Annotated in this window: 18 protein-coding genes and 1 tRNA gene; 5 read left to right on the top strand and 14 right to left on the bottom strand. The window is 68.1% G+C overall.

All coding sequences use genetic code 11. The annotated features are described in order from the left end of the window. Positions 1-10: 10 nt before the first annotated feature. The 6 genes from ndk to trmJ all read right to left on the bottom strand — a co-directional run bounded on the left by ndk (position 11) and on the right by trmJ (position 4,548). The gene (gene ndk, locus C1H66_RS17375; RefSeq protein ID WP_102629143.1) at positions 11-436 is read right to left on the bottom strand and encodes a nucleoside-diphosphate kinase; all 426 of its coding nucleotides are present in this window, start codon (positions 434-436) and stop codon (positions 11-13) included. 223 nt (positions 437-659) lie between these two features. Continuing rightward, positions 660-986 carry a HesB/IscA family protein gene (locus C1H66_RS17370; protein ID WP_102629142.1) on the bottom strand — a complete coding sequence of 109 codons (327 nt, stop codon included), beginning with the start codon at positions 984-986 and terminating at the stop codon, positions 660-662. Between the two features lie 27 nt (positions 987-1,013). Next, entirely contained in the window at positions 1,014-2,171 is a 1,158-nt protein-coding gene (locus tag C1H66_RS17365) for an aminotransferase class V-fold PLP-dependent enzyme (RefSeq protein WP_102629141.1), read from the bottom strand. 45 nt (positions 2,172-2,216) lie between these two features. Then, positions 2,217-2,687: a Fe-S cluster assembly transcriptional regulator IscR gene (gene iscR, locus C1H66_RS17360; protein ID WP_102629140.1), complete on the bottom strand. Its 471-nt coding sequence runs from the start codon at positions 2,685-2,687 to the stop codon at positions 2,217-2,219. 113 nt (positions 2,688-2,800) lie between these two features. Next, complete coding sequence (gene cysE, locus C1H66_RS17355) at positions 2,801-3,688, bottom strand: serine O-acetyltransferase (RefSeq protein WP_102629139.1); 888 nt, start codon at positions 3,686-3,688, stop codon at positions 2,801-2,803. Between the two features lie 83 nt (positions 3,689-3,771). Continuing rightward, entirely contained in the window at positions 3,772-4,548 is a 777-nt protein-coding gene (gene trmJ, locus C1H66_RS17350) for a tRNA (cytosine(32)/uridine(32)-2'-O)-methyltransferase TrmJ (RefSeq protein ID WP_102629138.1), read from the bottom strand. A gap of 165 nt (positions 4,549-4,713) precedes the next feature. On the opposite strand from trmJ, the gene C1H66_RS17345 reads away from it, so the two are divergent. Continuing rightward, the gene (locus C1H66_RS17345) at positions 4,714-5,508 is read left to right on the top strand and encodes an inositol monophosphatase family protein (RefSeq protein WP_102629137.1); all 795 of its coding nucleotides are present in this window, start codon (positions 4,714-4,716) and stop codon (positions 5,506-5,508) included. Positions 5,509-5,615: 107 nt separating this feature from the next. Here C1H66_RS17345 and secF read toward each other — a convergent pair whose 3' ends face one another. From secF to queA, 5 genes are all read right to left on the bottom strand, one after another. After that, positions 5,616-6,542 (bottom strand): protein translocase subunit SecF, encoded by a 927-nt coding sequence (gene secF / locus C1H66_RS17340; protein ID WP_102629136.1) that lies wholly within the window; start codon positions 6,540-6,542, stop codon positions 5,616-5,618. 22 nt (positions 6,543-6,564) lie between these two features. Beyond that, on the bottom strand, positions 6,565-8,415 hold the full coding sequence (gene secD / locus C1H66_RS17335; RefSeq protein ID WP_102629135.1) for a protein translocase subunit SecD: 1,851 nt from the start codon (positions 8,413-8,415) through the stop codon (positions 6,565-6,567). Between the two features lie 142 nt (positions 8,416-8,557). Beyond that, positions 8,558-8,893 carry a preprotein translocase subunit YajC gene (gene yajC / locus C1H66_RS17330; protein WP_102629134.1) on the bottom strand — a complete coding sequence of 112 codons (336 nt, stop codon included), beginning with the start codon at positions 8,891-8,893 and terminating at the stop codon, positions 8,558-8,560. A gap of 106 nt (positions 8,894-8,999) precedes the next feature. After that, positions 9,000-10,118: a tRNA guanosine(34) transglycosylase Tgt gene (gene tgt, locus C1H66_RS17325; protein ID WP_205738690.1), complete on the bottom strand. Its 1,119-nt coding sequence runs from the start codon at positions 10,116-10,118 to the stop codon at positions 9,000-9,002. A 72-nt stretch (positions 10,119-10,190) separates the two neighbouring features. After that, positions 10,191-11,231, bottom strand: a complete 1,041-nt coding sequence (gene queA / locus C1H66_RS17320; protein ID WP_102629132.1) for a tRNA preQ1(34) S-adenosylmethionine ribosyltransferase-isomerase QueA — start codon at positions 11,229-11,231, stop codon at positions 10,191-10,193. Positions 11,232-11,378: 147 nt separating this feature from the next. Between queA and C1H66_RS17315 the strand changes: the two genes are divergently transcribed. Further along, a tRNA-Leu gene (locus tag C1H66_RS17315) sits at positions 11,379-11,465 on the top strand. 50 nt (positions 11,466-11,515) lie between these two features. Here C1H66_RS17315 and C1H66_RS17310 read toward each other — a convergent pair. The 3 genes from C1H66_RS17310 to C1H66_RS22975 form a co-directional block, all read right to left on the bottom strand. After that, a complete protein-coding gene (locus C1H66_RS17310; protein ID WP_102629131.1) occupies positions 11,516-11,791 on the bottom strand; it encodes a hypothetical protein in 276 nt (91 codons plus the stop codon). 234 nt (positions 11,792-12,025) lie between these two features. Further along, the gene (locus tag C1H66_RS17305) at positions 12,026-12,637 is read right to left on the bottom strand and encodes an exopolysaccharide biosynthesis protein (RefSeq protein WP_102629130.1); all 612 of its coding nucleotides are present in this window, start codon (positions 12,635-12,637) and stop codon (positions 12,026-12,028) included. Then, positions 12,627-12,782 carry a hypothetical protein gene (locus tag C1H66_RS22975; protein ID WP_170064179.1) on the bottom strand — a complete coding sequence of 52 codons (156 nt, stop codon included), beginning with the start codon at positions 12,780-12,782 and terminating at the stop codon, positions 12,627-12,629. The genes C1H66_RS17305 and C1H66_RS22975 overlap by 11 nt, the downstream gene beginning before the upstream one ends. Positions 12,783-12,980: 198 nt before the next feature. Between C1H66_RS22975 and rnk the strand changes: the two genes are divergently transcribed. The 3 genes from rnk to C1H66_RS17290 form a co-directional block, all read left to right on the top strand. Then, complete coding sequence (gene rnk, locus C1H66_RS17300) at positions 12,981-13,394, top strand: nucleoside diphosphate kinase regulator (RefSeq protein WP_102629129.1); 414 nt, start codon at positions 12,981-12,983, stop codon at positions 13,392-13,394. Positions 13,395-13,416: 22 nt separating this feature from the next. Beyond that, entirely contained in the window at positions 13,417-14,040 is a 624-nt protein-coding gene (locus C1H66_RS17295; RefSeq protein ID WP_102629128.1) for a LysE family translocator, read from the top strand. Between the two features lie 92 nt (positions 14,041-14,132). After that, positions 14,133-15,345 (top strand): EAL domain-containing response regulator (locus tag C1H66_RS17290; RefSeq protein ID WP_102629127.1); only part of this gene is annotated, 1,213 nt, incomplete at its 3' end.

Here is a 15,345-nt window from a genome sequence, read left to right as displayed (position 1 = left end):
AGGGCGTTCCTCAGCGCGGGCAGATCTCGTCGGCGCCGAAGAAGTAGGCCACTTCGCGTTCGGCGGATTCCGGCGAGTCGGAACCGTGCACGGCGTTGGCGTCGATGGTCTCGGCGAAGTCGGCGCGGATGGTGCCCGGCGCGGCGTCCTTCGGGTTGGTGGCGCCCATCAGGTCGCGATTCCTGGCGATGGCGTCTTCACCCTCCAGCACCTGCACGACGACCGGGCCGGAGGTCATGAAACCGACCAGGTCCTTGAAGAAGGGGCGCTCCTTGTGCTCGGCATAGAAGCCGCCGGCCTTCTCTTCGGAGAGCTGCAGCATCTTGGCGGCGACGACCTTGAGGCCGGCTTTCTCGAAGCGCGCGATGATCTCGCCGATGGCGTTCTTGGCGACGGCGTCGGGCTTGATGATGGACAGGGTGCGCTGGGTGGGCATGGGCGTGTCTCCGGTAGGGGTGATTGACATGGGGGTCGATGGATAGCGCCGCGCCGCCCCGGGGCTCCTGAATCGGGAGCGGGGGCGGCGCGGCGAATCGGATGATGCGGCCGGCGGTCCGGCGGTTCGGCGAGTTCGCCGACTGGGCGGGGATTATAACGCCCCGGGGAGGCGTTGAACAATCGCCCCGCGCGTGCGGGTTCCGGCTGGCGTCGGCGGGGGCTCAGACGCTGAAGCTCTCGCCGCAGCCGCACTGGTCCTTGACGTTGGGGTTGTTGAAGCGGAAGTAGCGGTTGAGCCCTTCCGAGACGTAGTCGACCTCGCTGCCGTCGAGCATCTCCAGGGCGTCGGGGGCGACGAACACGGCCACGCCGTGCTCCTCGAAGGCCACATCGTCATTGGCGGCCTCGTCGGCGAAATCGAGCACGTAGCTGTAGCCGGAGCAGCCGCTCGGCTTGACCGAGACGCGCAGGCCCAGGCCGTGGCCGCGCTCGTCGAGGACCCGGCGGATCTGGTCGGCGGCGGCGGTGGTGATCGTAAGGTGCGCCATGGTCATTCTCCTGCACGGGGTGAGTGGTCAGATCGCCTGGCGGCGAAGGCCCTCGAGGGCGTGGGTCAGGGCGAGCAGCGTCCGGTCGATGTCGGCTTCGGTGGTGAAGCGACCGAAACTGAACCGCAACGAGGCCAGTGCCAGGGAGCGCGGCACGCCGATGCCCTTCAATACATAGGATGGCTCGACGCTCGCCGAGTTGCAGGCCGACCCGGTGGACAAGGCGATGTCGCGCAGCGCCATCAGCAGCGACTCGCCATCGACCCCCTCGAAGGCCAGGTTGAGGATGTTGGGCACCGACACGGCGACATCGGTGTTGCAGTGGACGCCGTCGAAGCCGGCCAGGCCGTCGAGCAGCCGATCCCGCAGTGTCGTGATGCGCTGCTGGTCGGCCTCGCCTTCGGCGGCGGCCAGGGCGAAGGCCTCGCCCATGCCGACGGCCTGGTGGGTGGCCAGGGTGCCGGAACGCATGCCGCGTTCGTGCCCGCCGCCATGGATCAGCGCCTCCAGGCGGATGTCCGGGCTGCGCCTCACGTAGAGGGCCCCGACGCCCTTGGGGCCATAGGCCTTGTGACCCGACAGCGACATCAGGTCGATGCCCAGTCGTGCGACATCCAGCGGGATGCGGCCGATGGCCTGGGCGGCGTCGACATGGAAGGCCGCGCCGCCGGCATGGACGACCTCGGCGAGCGCCGCCAGGTCGTGAACGCAGCCGAGCTCGTTGTTCACCGCCATCAGCGAGACCAGCACGGTGTCCGGGCGCATCGCCGCGCGCAGCTGGTCGGGGGTCACCCGGCCGTCACGGCCGGGCGTCAGCCAGGTGACCTCGAAGCCCTCGGCCTCCAGGGCGTGGGCGGTGTCCACCACCGCCTTGTGCTCGATGCAGGAGGTCACCAGGTGGCGCCCCCGTGCCCGATTGGCACGCATGAAGCCGATCAGGGCCAGGTTGTCGGCCTCGGTGGCGCCGCTGGTCCAGACGATCTCGCGGGGGTCGGCACCGATCGTATCGGCGACCTGGCGGCGAGCGCTCTCCACGGCCTGCTCCGCCTGCCAGCCGAGCATGTGGCTGCGCGAGGCGGGGTTGGCGAACAGGCCGTCCAGGGTCAGGTGGCGGCTCATGACCTCCGCGACCCGCGGATCGACCGGGGTGGTGGCAGCATAATCGAGGTAGACGGGTGTGGTCATGGGCTCGCAGTGGTGACGGATGTTCGGAAACGGCTGCCCGACGCCTCAGGGCGACGATACGAGGATGCCGTCGTTGTCCTGCCGGCGACGCTGGCGGTTGGCGATGCCCTGCACCTCCTGGCGCTCGGCCAGCTGCCCCAGGGTGATGCCGTCGAGGAAGCCGTGGATATGCTCCGACAACTCGCACCACAGGTGGTGGGTCAGGCAGGTATCGCCATGCTGGCAGTCGGAGAGGCCGCCGCAGCGGGTGGCGTCCACCGACTCGTCGACCGCGTCGATCACCCTGGCTACCGAGATGGCCGCGGCGGGTTGTGCCAGCAGGTAGCCCCCGCCGGGGCCACGCACGCTCTCCACCAGGCGGGCGCGGCGCAGGCGGGCGAACAGCTGCTCGAGGTAGGAGAGCGAGATCTCCTGCCGCCGCGAGATGTCGGCGAGGCAGATCGGGCCCTCGTCGGCGTTCATCGCCAGGTCGAGCATGGCGGTGACGGCATAGCGTCCCTTGGTGGTCAGGCGCATGCGGATCTTCACCTCGGCGCCGACGCTGGGTCGGGTTCGATGGATCGGGTGCGTCTCCCCATGGAGAAACGTCACGGGCGAAGAGGCATTATGGTAAAGACCGAGTGCCGCGGTCAACCATTCTCCCGGCGCTTCTCGGGTCGGGCATCACCGGCGTCGTCGCCCCGGGGCTTGTCCTCGCCGCTCGGCTCATCCTGGTCGACGGGGGGGCAGCAACTGTCCACGTCGGCGAGGATGTCGGCGAAGTCCTCGTCGCGCAGCTCGGGCAGCTTGCCCTCGCGATAGCTGGCGTCGAGCTTGCGCAGCGTGCCGCACATGCGCTCGATGCGTTCGTCCACGGCGTGCATGTGGTCGAGCATGGCCTGGATCGAACGGGCCACGGGGTCGGGCATGTCCTGACTGATGCCGTAGGCGTCGAAACCGAACTTGCGGTGCATCGCCTCGCGCCGCGCCGGGTCGACCTCGAGGGTCGCCGCGGTGTCCGGGTCGACGCGCTGGACGACCTTGCCGGGGATGCCGACCACGGTGGCGCCGGCCGGCACCTCCTTGGTGACCACGGCGTTGGAGCCGATCTTGGCGCCGGCACCGACGGTGAAGGGGCCGAGTATCTTGGCACCGGCGCCGACGATCACGCCGTCCTCCAGGGTGGGGTGGCGCTTGCCCTTGTTCCAGCTGGTGCCGCCCAGGGTCACGCCCTGGTAGAGGGTGACGTCGTCGCCGACCTCGGCGGTCTCGCCGATCACCACGCCCATGCCGTGGTCGATGAAGAAGCGCCGGCCGATGGAGGCCCCGGGATGAATCTCGACGCCGGTCAGCCAGCGGGAGAAGGTCGAGAGGCTGCGGGCGAGCCACTTGAGGTTCTTCTGCCACAGCCAGTGACTGAACCGGTGGATCAACAGGGCGTGTAGTCCGGGATAGTTGGTCAGCACTTCCAGGAAGTTGCGCGCCGCGGGGTCGCGGGCGAATACGCTGTTGATGTCCTCACGCAGATGTTGAAACATGCAGCGGTCCTTGGGTGGCAGGGCGGCGCTCGGGACGGCGAGCGCCGAGGGTCCCTTCATATTGGGGGCGCCTGGCGGCGGCTTCAAGCCGGCGGGTCCGGTTCGCCGTGGTCGACCGGCGTCTCGCCGTTCGCCTGCTTCTCGGTGGCGGAGAGAATCCCGCGCAGGATATTGAGCTCCATGCGCTCGGGGCGACTGCGCAGGGTCAGGCGGCGCAGCCGTGCCATCAGCTGGCGCGGCATCGCCGGGTCATGGAAGCCGATGGCGATCAGGGTACGCTCCAGGTGGGCGAAATAGTGTTCCAGCTCCTCGTGGCTGGCCAGCGGCTGGGCCGGCTCGGTGTCGGGGGCGGGCGATTCCTGCTGCGCCAGCCAGGCCAGCCGGCACTCGTAGGCCAGCACCTGCACCGCGGTGGCCAGGTTCAGCGAGCTGAAGTCGGGGTTGGCGGGGATGTGCACATGGGCGTGGCAGCGCTGCAGCTCGGCGTTGGAGAGGCCGCTGTCCTCGCGGCCGAAGACCAGGGCGATCCGTGACTCGGGCCCGGCCAGTTCCTTGGGTAGCCGCTCGCCCAGTTCGCGGGGGGTGATCATCGGCCAGGGCAGGGTGCGAGAGCGGGCGCTGGCGCCCACCACCAGGGTGCAGTCGGCGACCGCCTGCTCCAGGGTCTCGACCGTGCGGGCGCCGTGGACGAGATGGTCGGCTCCCGAGGCCCGCGAGATGGTGTCGGCGGTGAGCGGTTCGCAGCGCGGTGCCACCAGGGCCAGGTCCGCGAGCCCCATGTTGTGCATGGCGCGGGCGGTGCCGCCGATGTTACCGGGATGGCTGGTGCCGATCAGGACGATGCGGATGCGCTCGAGCATGTGGAGAACCTTGGGACGGCTGGCAATCGGGGGGAGAAGTCTAACATGCTGTCTTCGAGCTTCGAGTGCGTGGCGCAATCGTCCCGGGTCTGCTAGGATGCGCGCCGACAGGTTCCCCCGAACCGCCCCCGTTCTTTAACACCACCGACTCCTCAAGGCCCGATCATGCATCCGATGGTCCAATTCGCGTTGCGCGCCGCGCGCAGCGCCGGCGAACAGTTCCTGCGCATTCGCGAGCGAATCGAGAACGCCCACGAAGAGCACAACCTCGACCGCCTGCTGGAGGACGCCGCCCGCAATGCCGAGACGCTCATCGTGCGTCAGCTCAGCCGCGGCTACCCGCAGCACGGCGTCACCGGCCGCTTCACGCCCTACCGCGCCGGCGAGGGCGAAGGCAGCGATACCCTCTGGAAGATCGAACCCTTTCACGGCTATTCCAACCTCACCGTCGCCGCCCCCGGCTTCGCGCTGTCGGTGGTCTGCCTGGTCAAGGGCCGTGCGGAGCACGCGGTGGTGATCTGTCCCTTCAGCGACGATGAATACCTGGCCAGCCGTGGCCGCGGTGCCCAGCTCAACGGCAAGCGCATCCGCGTGCCGAAGGCGTCGGCCGTGGCCGGGACGCGTATCGCCATGGGCCTGCCGGAGACCTGGCTGCGCCCACGCCATCTGCCGGCCTACCTGACCCTGGTGCAGCAGCTCGGCCCGCAGGTCGAGGTGTTGCGGGCCTCGGGCAGCGGCCTGCTCGACCTGGCCGAGCTGGCCGCCGGGCGAGCCGACGCCGCCTTCGTGCTCGGCCTCGAGGAGCAGGACCTGCAGGTCGGCGCCCTGCTGCTCAAGGAGGCCGGTGCACTGATGGGTAGCCCCGACGGCAAGCCCGCGGTGGAGGTCGAGGGCCGGCTGATGGCCGCCGGGCCGCGCCTCTACAAGGCCCTGGTGCAGCAGCTCCAGCCGCACTTCTGAGTCGTAAGCTGTAAGCCTTAAGCTATAAGAGAAAACCCCACGCGCCAGATGGCGGTGGGGTTTTTTAATGTTGTTGAAAGTGCATTCTGTTCAACAGCTTCCAGCTTTCAGGGCAGCTGCTCTTCTTCCTCGCTTGCCTCCTTCGGCGGCGGGATCAGGTCCTCGCGCTGCAGCTTCACCGCGATCAGCAGGGCCGCGGCGACGTAGATGGAGGAGAAGGTCCCCACCACCACGCCGAGGATCAGCGCGATCGAGAAGTAGTGGATCATGTCGCCGCCCAGCACCAGCAGCGCCATCAGCACCAGCAGGGTGGTGCCCGACGTCGCCAGGGTGCGTGACAGGGTGAGGTTGATCGCTTCGTTGAAGATCGCCGGCATGTCGTCGATGCGCGACTTGCGGATCGTCTCGCGGATGCGGTCGTAGACCACGATGGTGTCGTTGAGCGAGTAGCCGATCACCGCCAGCAGCGCCGCCAGCACCGTGAGATCGAAGTCGAGCTGGAACAGCGAGAACACGCCGACCACGATGATCACGTCATGCATCAGTGCCAGCAGGGCGCCGATGGCGAACTTGTACTGGAAGCGGAAGGCCACGTAGAGCATCACGATGCCCAGTGCCACCAGCAGCCCCAGGCCACTGCGGTCGCGCAGCTGCTCGCCGACCTGGGCGCCGACGAACTCGGCACGCACCAGCTCCACCCGGTCGCCGCCCTCGCGCAGCAGCGACACCACCCGGTCACCCACCTCGGGGTCGAAGGCCTGCTGCAGGCGGATCAGCACCTCGGTGGAGGCGCCGAAGGTCTGCACCGAGACGTCGCGGAAGCCCGAGCCCTCGAGGGTCTGGCGCACCGCGTCGAGCGAGGGCGCCACGGCGTAGCGGACCTCCACCAGGGTGCCGCCGGTGAAGTCCAGCCCCAGGTTGAGCTGCTGGAACAGCAGCGAGACGATCGACGCCAGGATCATCAGGCCGGAGAGCGCGAAGGCGATGCGGCGCTTGCCCATGAAGTCGAACTGTCGGTTGACGAGGGTTTTCATGACCACCTCAGTTGTGAATGCATCAGATCCAGAGCTTCTTGACCGGCTTGCCGCCGTAGATGAGGTTGACCATCGCGCGGGTCACCAGCAGGGCGGTGAACAGCGAGGTGATGATCCCCAGCGACAGGGTCACGGCGAAGCCCTTGACCGGCCCGGTGCCGATCGAGAACAGGATCACCGCCACCAGCAGGGTGGTGATATTGGCATCGATGATCGACGTGAAGGCGCGCTCGTAGCCGGCATGGATCGCCTGCTGCACCGAGAGCCCGCCGCGCAGCTCCTCGCGTATGCGCTCGAAGATCAGCACGTTGGCGTCCACCGCCATGCCCAGCGTCAGCACGATGCCGGCGATGCCCGGCAGGGTCAGGGTGGCCCCGAGCAGCGACATGGCGGCCAGCAGCAGGGTCAGGTTGAGCGCCAGGGCGATATTGGCGAAGACCCCGAACACCTTGTAACGGATCAACATGAACAGCACCACCAGCAGCAGGCCGATCTGCACCGACATCACGCCGCGCTTGATGTTCTCGGCGCCCAGGCTCGGGCCGATGGTGCGCTCCTGGACGAAGTAGATCGGGGCGGCCAGCGAGCCGGAGCGCAGCAGCAGGGCGAGCTCGGCCGCCTCGGTGGGCGAGTCGAGCCCGGTGATGCGGAAGCTGTTGCCCAGCGCGCTCTGGATGGTGGCCAGGCTGATCAGGCCGCGCTCGGTGTAGGGCTCGCGCACCGTCACCTCTTCGCCGTCCTCGAGCACCACCTGGTCGCGGGTCTTGTGCTCGATGAACAGCACCGCCATGTTGCGGCCGATATTGGTGCGGGTGGCCCGGTTCATCAGGGTGCCACCGGTGCCGTCGAGGTTGATGTTGACCTGGGGGCGACCGTTCTCGTCGAAGCTGCGGCTGGCGCTGGAGACGCTGTCGCCGGTGATGATCACATCGCGCATCAGGTCGGCGCGGCGTGACGCGTCGTTGCGGAAGCTGAAGGTCTCGGTCTCGGCATCCGGGGTATCCGGGCGAGCCTCGAGGCGGAACTCCAGGTTGGCGGTGGCGCCCACCACCCGCTTGGCCGCCACCGTGTCCTGCACGCCGGGCAGCTCGACCACGATGCGGTCCGGGCCCTGGCGCTGGACCATGGGCTCGGCCACCCCCAGCTCGTCGACCCGGTTGCGCAGGGTCGTGAGGTTCTGGTTGATGGCGTAGTCCTGGAGCTCGTTGACCGCCTGGTCGGTCATGGTCATGACCAGGCGGGCGCCGCGGTCCTCGCCTTCGCTGGCGTAGTCGAAGTCGGGAAACTCGCGGCTGATCAGCCGCCGCGCCGCGTCGCGATCCTCGGCGTCGGTGAAGGTGACGGCGAGGGTGCGGCCGTCGATCTCGGTGTCGCGGTAGCGGATGCGCTCGCCGCGCAGCAGCTCGCGCATGGCGCTGGCATTGACCTCGAGGCGCTGCTCGAGGGCCGCGTCCATGTCGACTTCCAGCAGGAAGTGCACGCCGCCGCGCAGGTCCAGCCCCAGGGTCATCGGTGAGGCGGAGAGTGACTGCAGCCAGGTGGGGGTCGACTCGGCCAGGTTGAGGGCCACCACATAGTCGTCACCGAGCAGGGCGGTGATGCGGTCGCGGGCATTGATCTGGTCGTCGGCGTCATCGAGGCGTATCAGGAGGCTGGTTTCCTCGCCCTCGATGGCCTTGATCTCGATGCCGGCCTCTTCCAGGGACTCGCGGATGCGCTCGAGCTGGCGCTCGTCGACGGGGCCATCGCCACGCGCGCTGCTGACCTGCACCGCCGGGTCTTCGGGGAAGAGGTTGGGCAGCGAATAGACCAGGCCGCCAATGAGTACGGCAAGTATCAGCAGATACTTCCACAGGGGGTAACGGTTGAGCATGCGAGCCCTGCCCTTGGTTGCTGACAATAGGAGGCTGACGTGATGACGTCATGGCCACCGACGAGTTCCGTTGCGGTGGCCGAAGGGCGGCCCGGCCGGGCGCGGGGGAGGGAGCGCCCGACCGGGCCGAGGAGGGCCCGGGTCAGATGGACTTGATGGTGCCCTTGGGCAGCACGGCGGCCACGGCGTTCTTCTGCACGTTGACCTCGGTGCCGTCCGCGACTTCGATGCGGATGAACTCGCTGTCGTCGCTCACCTTGGTGATACGCCCCAGCATGCCGCCGCCGATGACGATCTCGTCGCCCTTGGAGAGGCTGCCGATCAGTTGCTTGTGCTGCTTGGCGCGCTTGGCCTGGGGGCGCCACAGCAGGAAGTAGAAGATCAGCACGAAACCGACCAGCATGACGATCTGGGCGATGCCGCCACCGGCGGCGCCGGCGTCCTGGGCCATGGCCGGGGAAATGAAGAAGTCCAGCATCTGGATGTGTCTCCTGGGTTGTCAGAAACGGTGTGTGGGAAGCGGGTCGTCTGAAACGGGTCCACGGTCGGCGCCGGGTGTCATGGTCCCGGGGGCCGACCGTGGATCAATTCGGAGCGGGAGGTACCGGCAGCCCGCGCTGCGCATAGAAGCCTTCCACGAAGTTCGCCAATGTACCCGCTTCGATGGCACCGCGCAAACCGGCCATCAGGCGCTGATAATGGCGCAGGTTGTGGATGGTATTGAGCATCGAGCCGAGCATCTCGCCGCAGCGATCGAGGTGATGGAGGTAGCCCCGGGAGAAGTGCTGGCAGGTGTAGCAGTCGCAGCCCTCCTCGAGCGGGCGGGTGTCGTGGCGATGCTTGGCGTTGCGGATCTTGACCGTCCCCTCGGCGGTGAACAGGTGGCCATTGCGGGCGTTGCGGGTGGGCATCACGCAGTCGAACATGTCGACGCCGCGACGCACCCCTTCCACCAGGTCCTCCGGCTTGCCGACGCCCATCAGGTAGCGCGGCTTGTCGTCGGGCATCCAGGTGGGCAGGTAGTCGAGTACCCGGATCATCTCCTCCTTGGGCTCGCCCACCGAGAGGCCGCCGATGGCCAGGCCGTCGAAGCCGATCTCCAGCAGCCCCGCGAGCGAACGCTCGCGCAGCGACGGGTACATGCCGCCCTGGATGATGCCGAACAGCGCCGAGGGCGAGTCGCCGTGGGCCTCGCGGGAACGCGTCGCCCAGCGCAGCGAGCGCTCCATGGAGAGGGCGGCGTCCTGCTCGGTGGCCGGGTAGGGGGTGCACTCGTCGAAGATCATCACCACGTCGGACCCCAGCGAGCGCTGGACCGCCATGGACTCCTCGGGGCCCATGAACACCTTGGCGCCGTCCACCGGCGAGCGGAAGTGCACGCCCTGCTCGGTGATCTTGCGCATGGCGCCCAGCGAGAAGACCTGGAAGCCGCCAGAGTCGGTGAGGATCGGCCTGTCCCACTGGGCGAAGTCGTGCAGGTCGCCGTGGGCCTCGATCACCTCCATGCCGGGGCGCAGCCACAGGTGGAAGGTGTTGCCGAGGATGATCTCGGCGCCGATCTCCTCCACCGAGGCCGGGGTCATGCCCTTGACGGTGCCGTAGGTGCCCACCGGCATGAAGGCCGGGGTTTCCACTGTTCCCCTGGGGAACGTCAATCGTCCGCGGCGGGCCCGGCCGTCGCTGGCCAGCCGCTCGAAGGACATGAAGCATTCGTTACGCATGTGACTCTCGGCATTGAGACAAGGCGCGCTGAGGCATTCAGGGCGTCTTGCGGGTCAGGAACTCTTGCGGGTCAGGAACATCGCGTCGCCGTAGCTGAAGAAGGCGTAGCGCTTCGCTACCGCCTCGTGGTAGGCGGCCATCACCTGATCGAAACCGGCGAAGGACGCCACCAGCATCAGCAGGGTCGACTCCGGCAAGTGGAAATTGGTGACCAGGGCATCGACGCAGCGCCACTCGTAGCCCGGGTAGATGAAGATATCGGTCTCGCCGCTGTAGGGGGCGATCTCGCCGCCCTGGCTCTTCAGGCAGGCGCTCTCCAGGCAGCGCACGCTGGTGGTGCCCACCGCGATGATGCGGTTGCCGCGCGCCTTGGCGGAACGCACCTGTTCACAGACGGCCTCGCTCACCTCGATCCACTCGCTGTGCATGCGGTGTTCGCGGATGTCGTCGGCGCGTACCGGCTGGAAGGTGCCGGCGCCCACGTGCAGGGTGACGAAGGCGCTCTCCACGCCCTTGGCGGCCAGGGCTGCGATCAGCGGCTCGTCGAAGTGCAACCCGGCGGTGGGGGCGGCCACGGCGCCGTCGCGGCGGGCGTAGACGGTCTGGTAGCGCTCCCGGTCGGCGAGCTCGTCGCTGCGGTCGATGTAGGGTGGCAGCGGCATATGGCCGTGCTTCTCCAGCAACTGGACCAGGGGGATTTCGCCCAGGAAGCGCAGCTCGAACAGGGCGTCGCGGCGGCCTTCGACCACGGCGTGGATGTCGCCCTCGAAGATCAGCTCGGTGCCCGGCTTCGGCGACTTGCTCGAGCGCAGGTGCGCCAGGCCGCGGTGGGCGTCGAGCGGGCGCTCGAGCAGCATCTCCACCTTGCCGCCGCTGGCCTTGTGGCCGTGCAACCGCGCCGGTATCACCCGGGTGTCGTTGAACACCAGCAGGTCGCCGGGCGCGAGCAGCTCCAGCAGATCGGGGAAGTGGCGGTGGGCCCGCGCGCCGCCGGCGCCGTCGACGCACAACAGGCGGCAGTCGCTGCGCCGCTCGGAGGGGTAACGGGCGATCAGCTCGTCGGGAAGCTCGTAATGGAAATCGGCACGCTGCATGCGGATCGGGGGCTCGGGAGTGACGGAGGTTGACGAGGCGACGGCGACTGGACCGTCTGGACAAGCCGCCTAGGATACCGCCTCAAGCGCGCGAAGTCAGGCGTCCCGATTGACCTGCTCGCACCGCCACGTATAATGCCACGCGCTGCCGGCGTGGCGGAATTGGTAGACGCAGCGGATTCAAAATCCGCCGGGTGCAAGCCCTTGTCGGTTCGAGTCCGACCGCCGGTACCAGAACATCAACCATTTAGCTTTCCCTTCCTCGGTTGATGTCTTGATGTCACTCATACCTCTCGAGCCATTTCCTGCTCGACATGCCTAGGCATGGAGCGGCGGCGTGATTCTGGATCGCCGGCACGCCTGTTGCAGACGGCCATGGCCTCGGTCAGGCTTGTGGCCACCGCATTCCACGGCAGCGGTGAACCGGCGAGGTGGCAGTGGTAAAGGGCGTCGCCATCGATCTCGACACGATGGATGTCGTTGCCCTGAGCGTCCTGCCACCAGTCGGCATGAACGTGCTGCCAATAGGGTGTGAGCGGGGTGATGATGGTGATGGTCATGACGGCTGTCCCTCCTCCAGCGATCCATGTCGGGTGCTGGCTCAGGATGCTTTCCAGATCTGCAGGTGGGGCGCTTGCAGCCCGTGCCAGCGAGAGTAGTAATCGAGCCTGCGCCTGGCGTTCCCCCTATCTTCAGGGTAGTAGAAAAACGGTGTTTGTAAACGCTGTTTTCTAACGCTGCCGTCCCCCGCCATCCGGCCAGCGGTGACAGGAGGCTGTCGGCCGGTTTCGGTGTCAGGCGATCGTGGTGATCACCACGCCGAGGGTGCCGGCCGTCAGCAGGTAACCCAGCAGGGCCAGCAGGCCGTCGTTGGCGAGCAGGGCGAGGCCGAACAGGGTGAGTGCCAGGCCGGCGCCGGTGGCGCTGAAGGGCACCACTTCCATGGGCGGCATGGCCAGGGCGATCAGCAGGCAGGTCAGGGCCGCCGGCAGGTGGGCCGGCGGCCGGGTCAACCAGGTGAGTCGTGGCTTGATCAGGCGGTCGACCCAGCTCGCCGGGCGCTCCATCCAGCGAGTGGCCTGCACGAAGCGCTCCCGGGCGACACGGCGCTGCAACAGCCAGCGCGGCAGCCATACGTGGTCGCGTCCGACCAGCAACTGCGTGGCCGAGAGACCCACCAGGAGGGCCATCAGCGTGGGCACGCCGGGGATGTCACCGACGACGGGGGCCAGGGTGATCAGCCCGGCGAGCAGCAGGAAGGGGGCGAAGGAGCGTCGGCCCACGCTGTCGAGCAAGGCGTCCAGGCTGACGGACTGCTCCCGCTGCCCGGCCCGTTGCATGCGGGCCAGCAGGCCGGTCAGGTTGGTCGGGCACTCGTGCGGCTCGTCGGGGATCTCACTTGGCATTCGGCCTCCGGGTCCAGAGCAGGATCACCCCGAGCACGATCAGCGTGAGTCCCACGAACGCCGCGGGGTTGGTGGTCAGCCAGCCGACGACCACCAGGACGAGGCCCAGCAGCAGCAGGGCGAGGGCGAAGGTACGGACGTTCATGCCGGGCTCCATTGCGGAATATGCCGACAGTGTAACGGTGCCTGCGACGGCTGTGCAGGCCAGGGGCTGTCCCGCCGGGTCGGAATGGCGTAATGTACGGGTGACCACAGTCCTTTGCCCGCTTTCGGGTGAAGGGCTGTTTTTCGTTGGTTGGCCCGCATTGCGTCAAGATACCGTTGATCGGTTCGAGGAGTCCCCATGTCGTCGCGTCCCCCCATCATCATCAATCGGCTCGACGCCGAGCGCCTCCAGCGTCTCATCGACGAGGCCGGCGAGAAGGATCTTGCCGTGGCGGAGTTGCTCGAGGAGGAGCTCGAGCGGGGAGAGGTGCTGGACCCCGAGGACATTCCCGAGGATGTCGTCAGCATGAACAGTCGGGTGCAGTTCACCGACCTGACCCGCAACCGCCAGATGATCCGCACCCTGGTCTATCCCCATGCGCTGGCCGGCACCGAGGACGGCATCTCGGTGATGGCACCGGTGGGAGCCGGCCTGATCGGCCTGCGCATCGGTGATATCATCGACTGGCCGCTGCCCGGCGGTGGCGAGATCAGGCTGCGTATCGATGCCATCCTGTGGCAGCCGGAGCGCGAGCAGCAGTTCCACCGCTGACACCATCCGAAAGCGAGACGACATGCCCTTTTCCCTCTGGATTTCGCTGGTGGCGATCTGTGCCATGGGCGCCATGTCGCCGGGGCCCAGCCTGGCGCTGGTGCTGCGCCATACCCTGGGGGGCGGACGCGCCCCGGGCGTGGTGGCGGCGATCTCCCATGCCCTCGGCGTCGGTTTCTATGCGCTGCTGACCGTGTGGGGCCTGGGGGCGCTGGTCGTGCGTGTGCCGCCGCTGTTCCAGGCGATCACCTGGGTCGGGGCCGGCTACCTGGCCTGGCTCGGCATCAAGGCGCTGCGCGCCGGGCGTGCTGGCGCCCTCGAGGCGTCCGCCATGGCCACCACCCAGCGCCAGGCGGCCCGGGAAGGCGTGCTGGTGGCGCTGGGCAACCCCAAGCTGATCCTGTTCTTCGTCGCCCTGCTCAGCCAGTTCGTCACCCCGGAGATGAGCGTGGCGGCGAAGGCCGTCATCGTGCTCACGGCGATGCTCATCGATGGTGGCTGGTACGTGCTGGTGGCGGTGAGCCTGTCGCACTCCCGGGTGCTGCCCTGGCTGCAGGCCCGGGCGCACTGGATCAATCGCCTCACCGGGGTGCTGCTGCTGGCCCTGGCGCTGAGGGTGGTGGCGGGGCCGCTCGGCGGCGCATGACGAAAACGTTGATGTCGGACAACTGCCGCGAGGTGTTGCCGCCCGGTGTCGGTGTTACGCTCAGGACTATTGCCTGACCGGAAATCCTGTCGATGAGCGAACTGTCGAGCGAGACGCGGGCGCTGGCGGTGGTCCTGGAAGCGGACCCCGACGTGGCCGCCGTCCTGTCACTACAGCTTCACGTACTGGGCATGGAGAGCCGCTACTACCATCAGGCGACCCCGTTGCTGGAGGAGATCGCCCGCTGTCAGCCGCAACTGGTGATCATGGGCCTGGAGTTCGGGGAACTGGACGGCATCGCCATGCTGCACCTGCTGGCCGAGCGCGACTACCGCGGGCGGGTGCTGCTGCTCAGCGGGGTGGAGCGCAAGATCGTGCGCATCGCCGAGCGAGTCGGCCAGACCCTGGGGCTGCAGATGCTGGGGTCGCTGGACAAGCCCATGCGGTTGACCGAACTGCGCCAGCGTCTCGGCAGCCTGCGGGTCGGTCGCGAGGCGCCGGCGGAGGTCGAGGGCGACCCGGTCTTCACCGGCGACGAGCTCGAGCAGGCCCTCGTGCGCGGGGAACTCGCCGTTCACTACCAGCCCCAGTTCGAACTCGCCTCGGGCCGCCTCAGCGGGGTCGAGGCCCTGGTGCGCTGGGCCCACCCCGAGATCGGGCTGATCGGGCCGGCGAGCTTCCTGCCGCTGTTGACGCCAGCCCAGAGCAAGCGCCTGACGCATCACGTGCTGCAGCAGGCCCTGGCCGATGCCGAGCAGTGGGGCACCATGGGGCTCGCGCTGTCGCTGTCGGTCAATGTCACCGCCGATGACCTGATGAGCCCCGACCTGGTGGCGTTGACCCGGCACCGCGCCCCTGGGGAGCCGCCGCTGGTGGTGCTCGAGATCACCGAGACCGCGGCCATGGACGACGAGCTGCTCGGCAGCGAGGTCGCGGCCCGCCTGCACCTCAGCGGCATGGAGGTCTCGGTGGACGACTTCGGCGTGGGCTTCTCGTCGCTCTCGCGCCTGCAGCTGCTGCCGATCAGCGAGCTGAAGGTCGATCGCAGTTTCGTGCGCCATCTACACGAGGAGTCCCAGGACGCCGCCATCGTCGAGGCGGTGGCCCTGCTCGGCCGCCGGCTGGGCATCCGCGTGGTGGCCGAAGGGGTCGAGGAGCTGGGCTGCCTGGCGCTGCTCGAGCGCTTCGGCTGTACCCATGTGCAGGGCTTCGGCCTGTCGCGGCCGGTGCCGGCGGAGGCGATCCCCGTGCTGGCCCGCACTCAACTGCCGATCCGCGCCAGTATCGCCGCCAGCGGCGCGTCGC

The organism is Halomonas heilongjiangensis (assembly GCF_002879645.1).
GTDB classification, from domain to species: domain Bacteria; phylum Pseudomonadota; class Gammaproteobacteria; order Pseudomonadales; family Halomonadaceae; genus Halomonas; species Halomonas heilongjiangensis.
Note: the sequence above shows the minus strand (reverse complement) of the source record. Positions and strands in the feature narration are given on the sequence as shown.

Excerpts from the sequence above, each read along its gene's own strand:
- ndk (WP_102629143.1), bottom strand. The coding sequence starts at position 436 with ATGCCCACCCAGCGCACCCTGTCCATCATCAAGCCCGACGCCGTCGCC.
- C1H66_RS17370 (WP_102629142.1), bottom strand. The coding sequence starts at position 986 with ATGGCGCACCTTACGATCACCACCGCCGCCGCCGACCAGATCCGCCGG.
- C1H66_RS17365 (WP_102629141.1), bottom strand. The coding sequence starts at position 2,171 with ATGACCACACCCGTCTACCTCGATTATGCTGCCACCACCCCGGTCGAT.
- iscR (WP_102629140.1), bottom strand. The coding sequence starts at position 2,687 with ATGCGCCTGACCACCAAGGGACGCTATGCCGTCACCGCCATGCTCGAC.
- cysE (WP_102629139.1), bottom strand. The coding sequence starts at position 3,688 with ATGTTTCAACATCTGCGTGAGGACATCAACAGCGTATTCGCCCGCGAC.
- trmJ (WP_102629138.1), bottom strand. The coding sequence starts at position 4,548 with ATGCTCGAGCGCATCCGCATCGTCCTGATCGGCACCAGCCATCCCGGT.
- C1H66_RS17345 (WP_102629137.1), top strand. The coding sequence starts at position 4,714 with ATGCATCCGATGGTCCAATTCGCGTTGCGCGCCGCGCGCAGCGCCGGC.
- secF (WP_102629136.1), bottom strand. The coding sequence starts at position 6,542 with ATGAAAACCCTCGTCAACCGACAGTTCGACTTCATGGGCAAGCGCCGC.
- secD (WP_102629135.1), bottom strand. The coding sequence starts at position 8,415 with ATGCTCAACCGTTACCCCCTGTGGAAGTATCTGCTGATACTTGCCGTA.
- yajC (WP_102629134.1), bottom strand. The coding sequence starts at position 8,893 with ATGCTGGACTTCTTCATTTCCCCGGCCATGGCCCAGGACGCCGGCGCC.
- tgt (WP_205738690.1), bottom strand. The coding sequence starts at position 10,118 with ATGTCCTTCGAGCGGCTGGCCAGCGACGGCCGGGCCCGCCGCGGACGA.
- queA (WP_102629132.1), bottom strand. The coding sequence starts at position 11,231 with ATGCAGCGTGCCGATTTCCATTACGAGCTTCCCGACGAGCTGATCGCC.
- C1H66_RS17310 (WP_102629131.1), bottom strand. The coding sequence starts at position 11,791 with ATGACCATCACCATCATCACCCCGCTCACACCCTATTGGCAGCACGTT.
- C1H66_RS17305 (WP_102629130.1), bottom strand. The coding sequence starts at position 12,637 with ATGCCAAGTGAGATCCCCGACGAGCCGCACGAGTGCCCGACCAACCTG.
- C1H66_RS22975 (WP_170064179.1), bottom strand. The coding sequence starts at position 12,782 with ATGAACGTCCGTACCTTCGCCCTCGCCCTGCTGCTGCTGGGCCTCGTC.
- rnk (WP_102629129.1), top strand. The coding sequence starts at position 12,981 with ATGTCGTCGCGTCCCCCCATCATCATCAATCGGCTCGACGCCGAGCGC.
- C1H66_RS17295 (WP_102629128.1), top strand. The coding sequence starts at position 13,417 with ATGCCCTTTTCCCTCTGGATTTCGCTGGTGGCGATCTGTGCCATGGGC.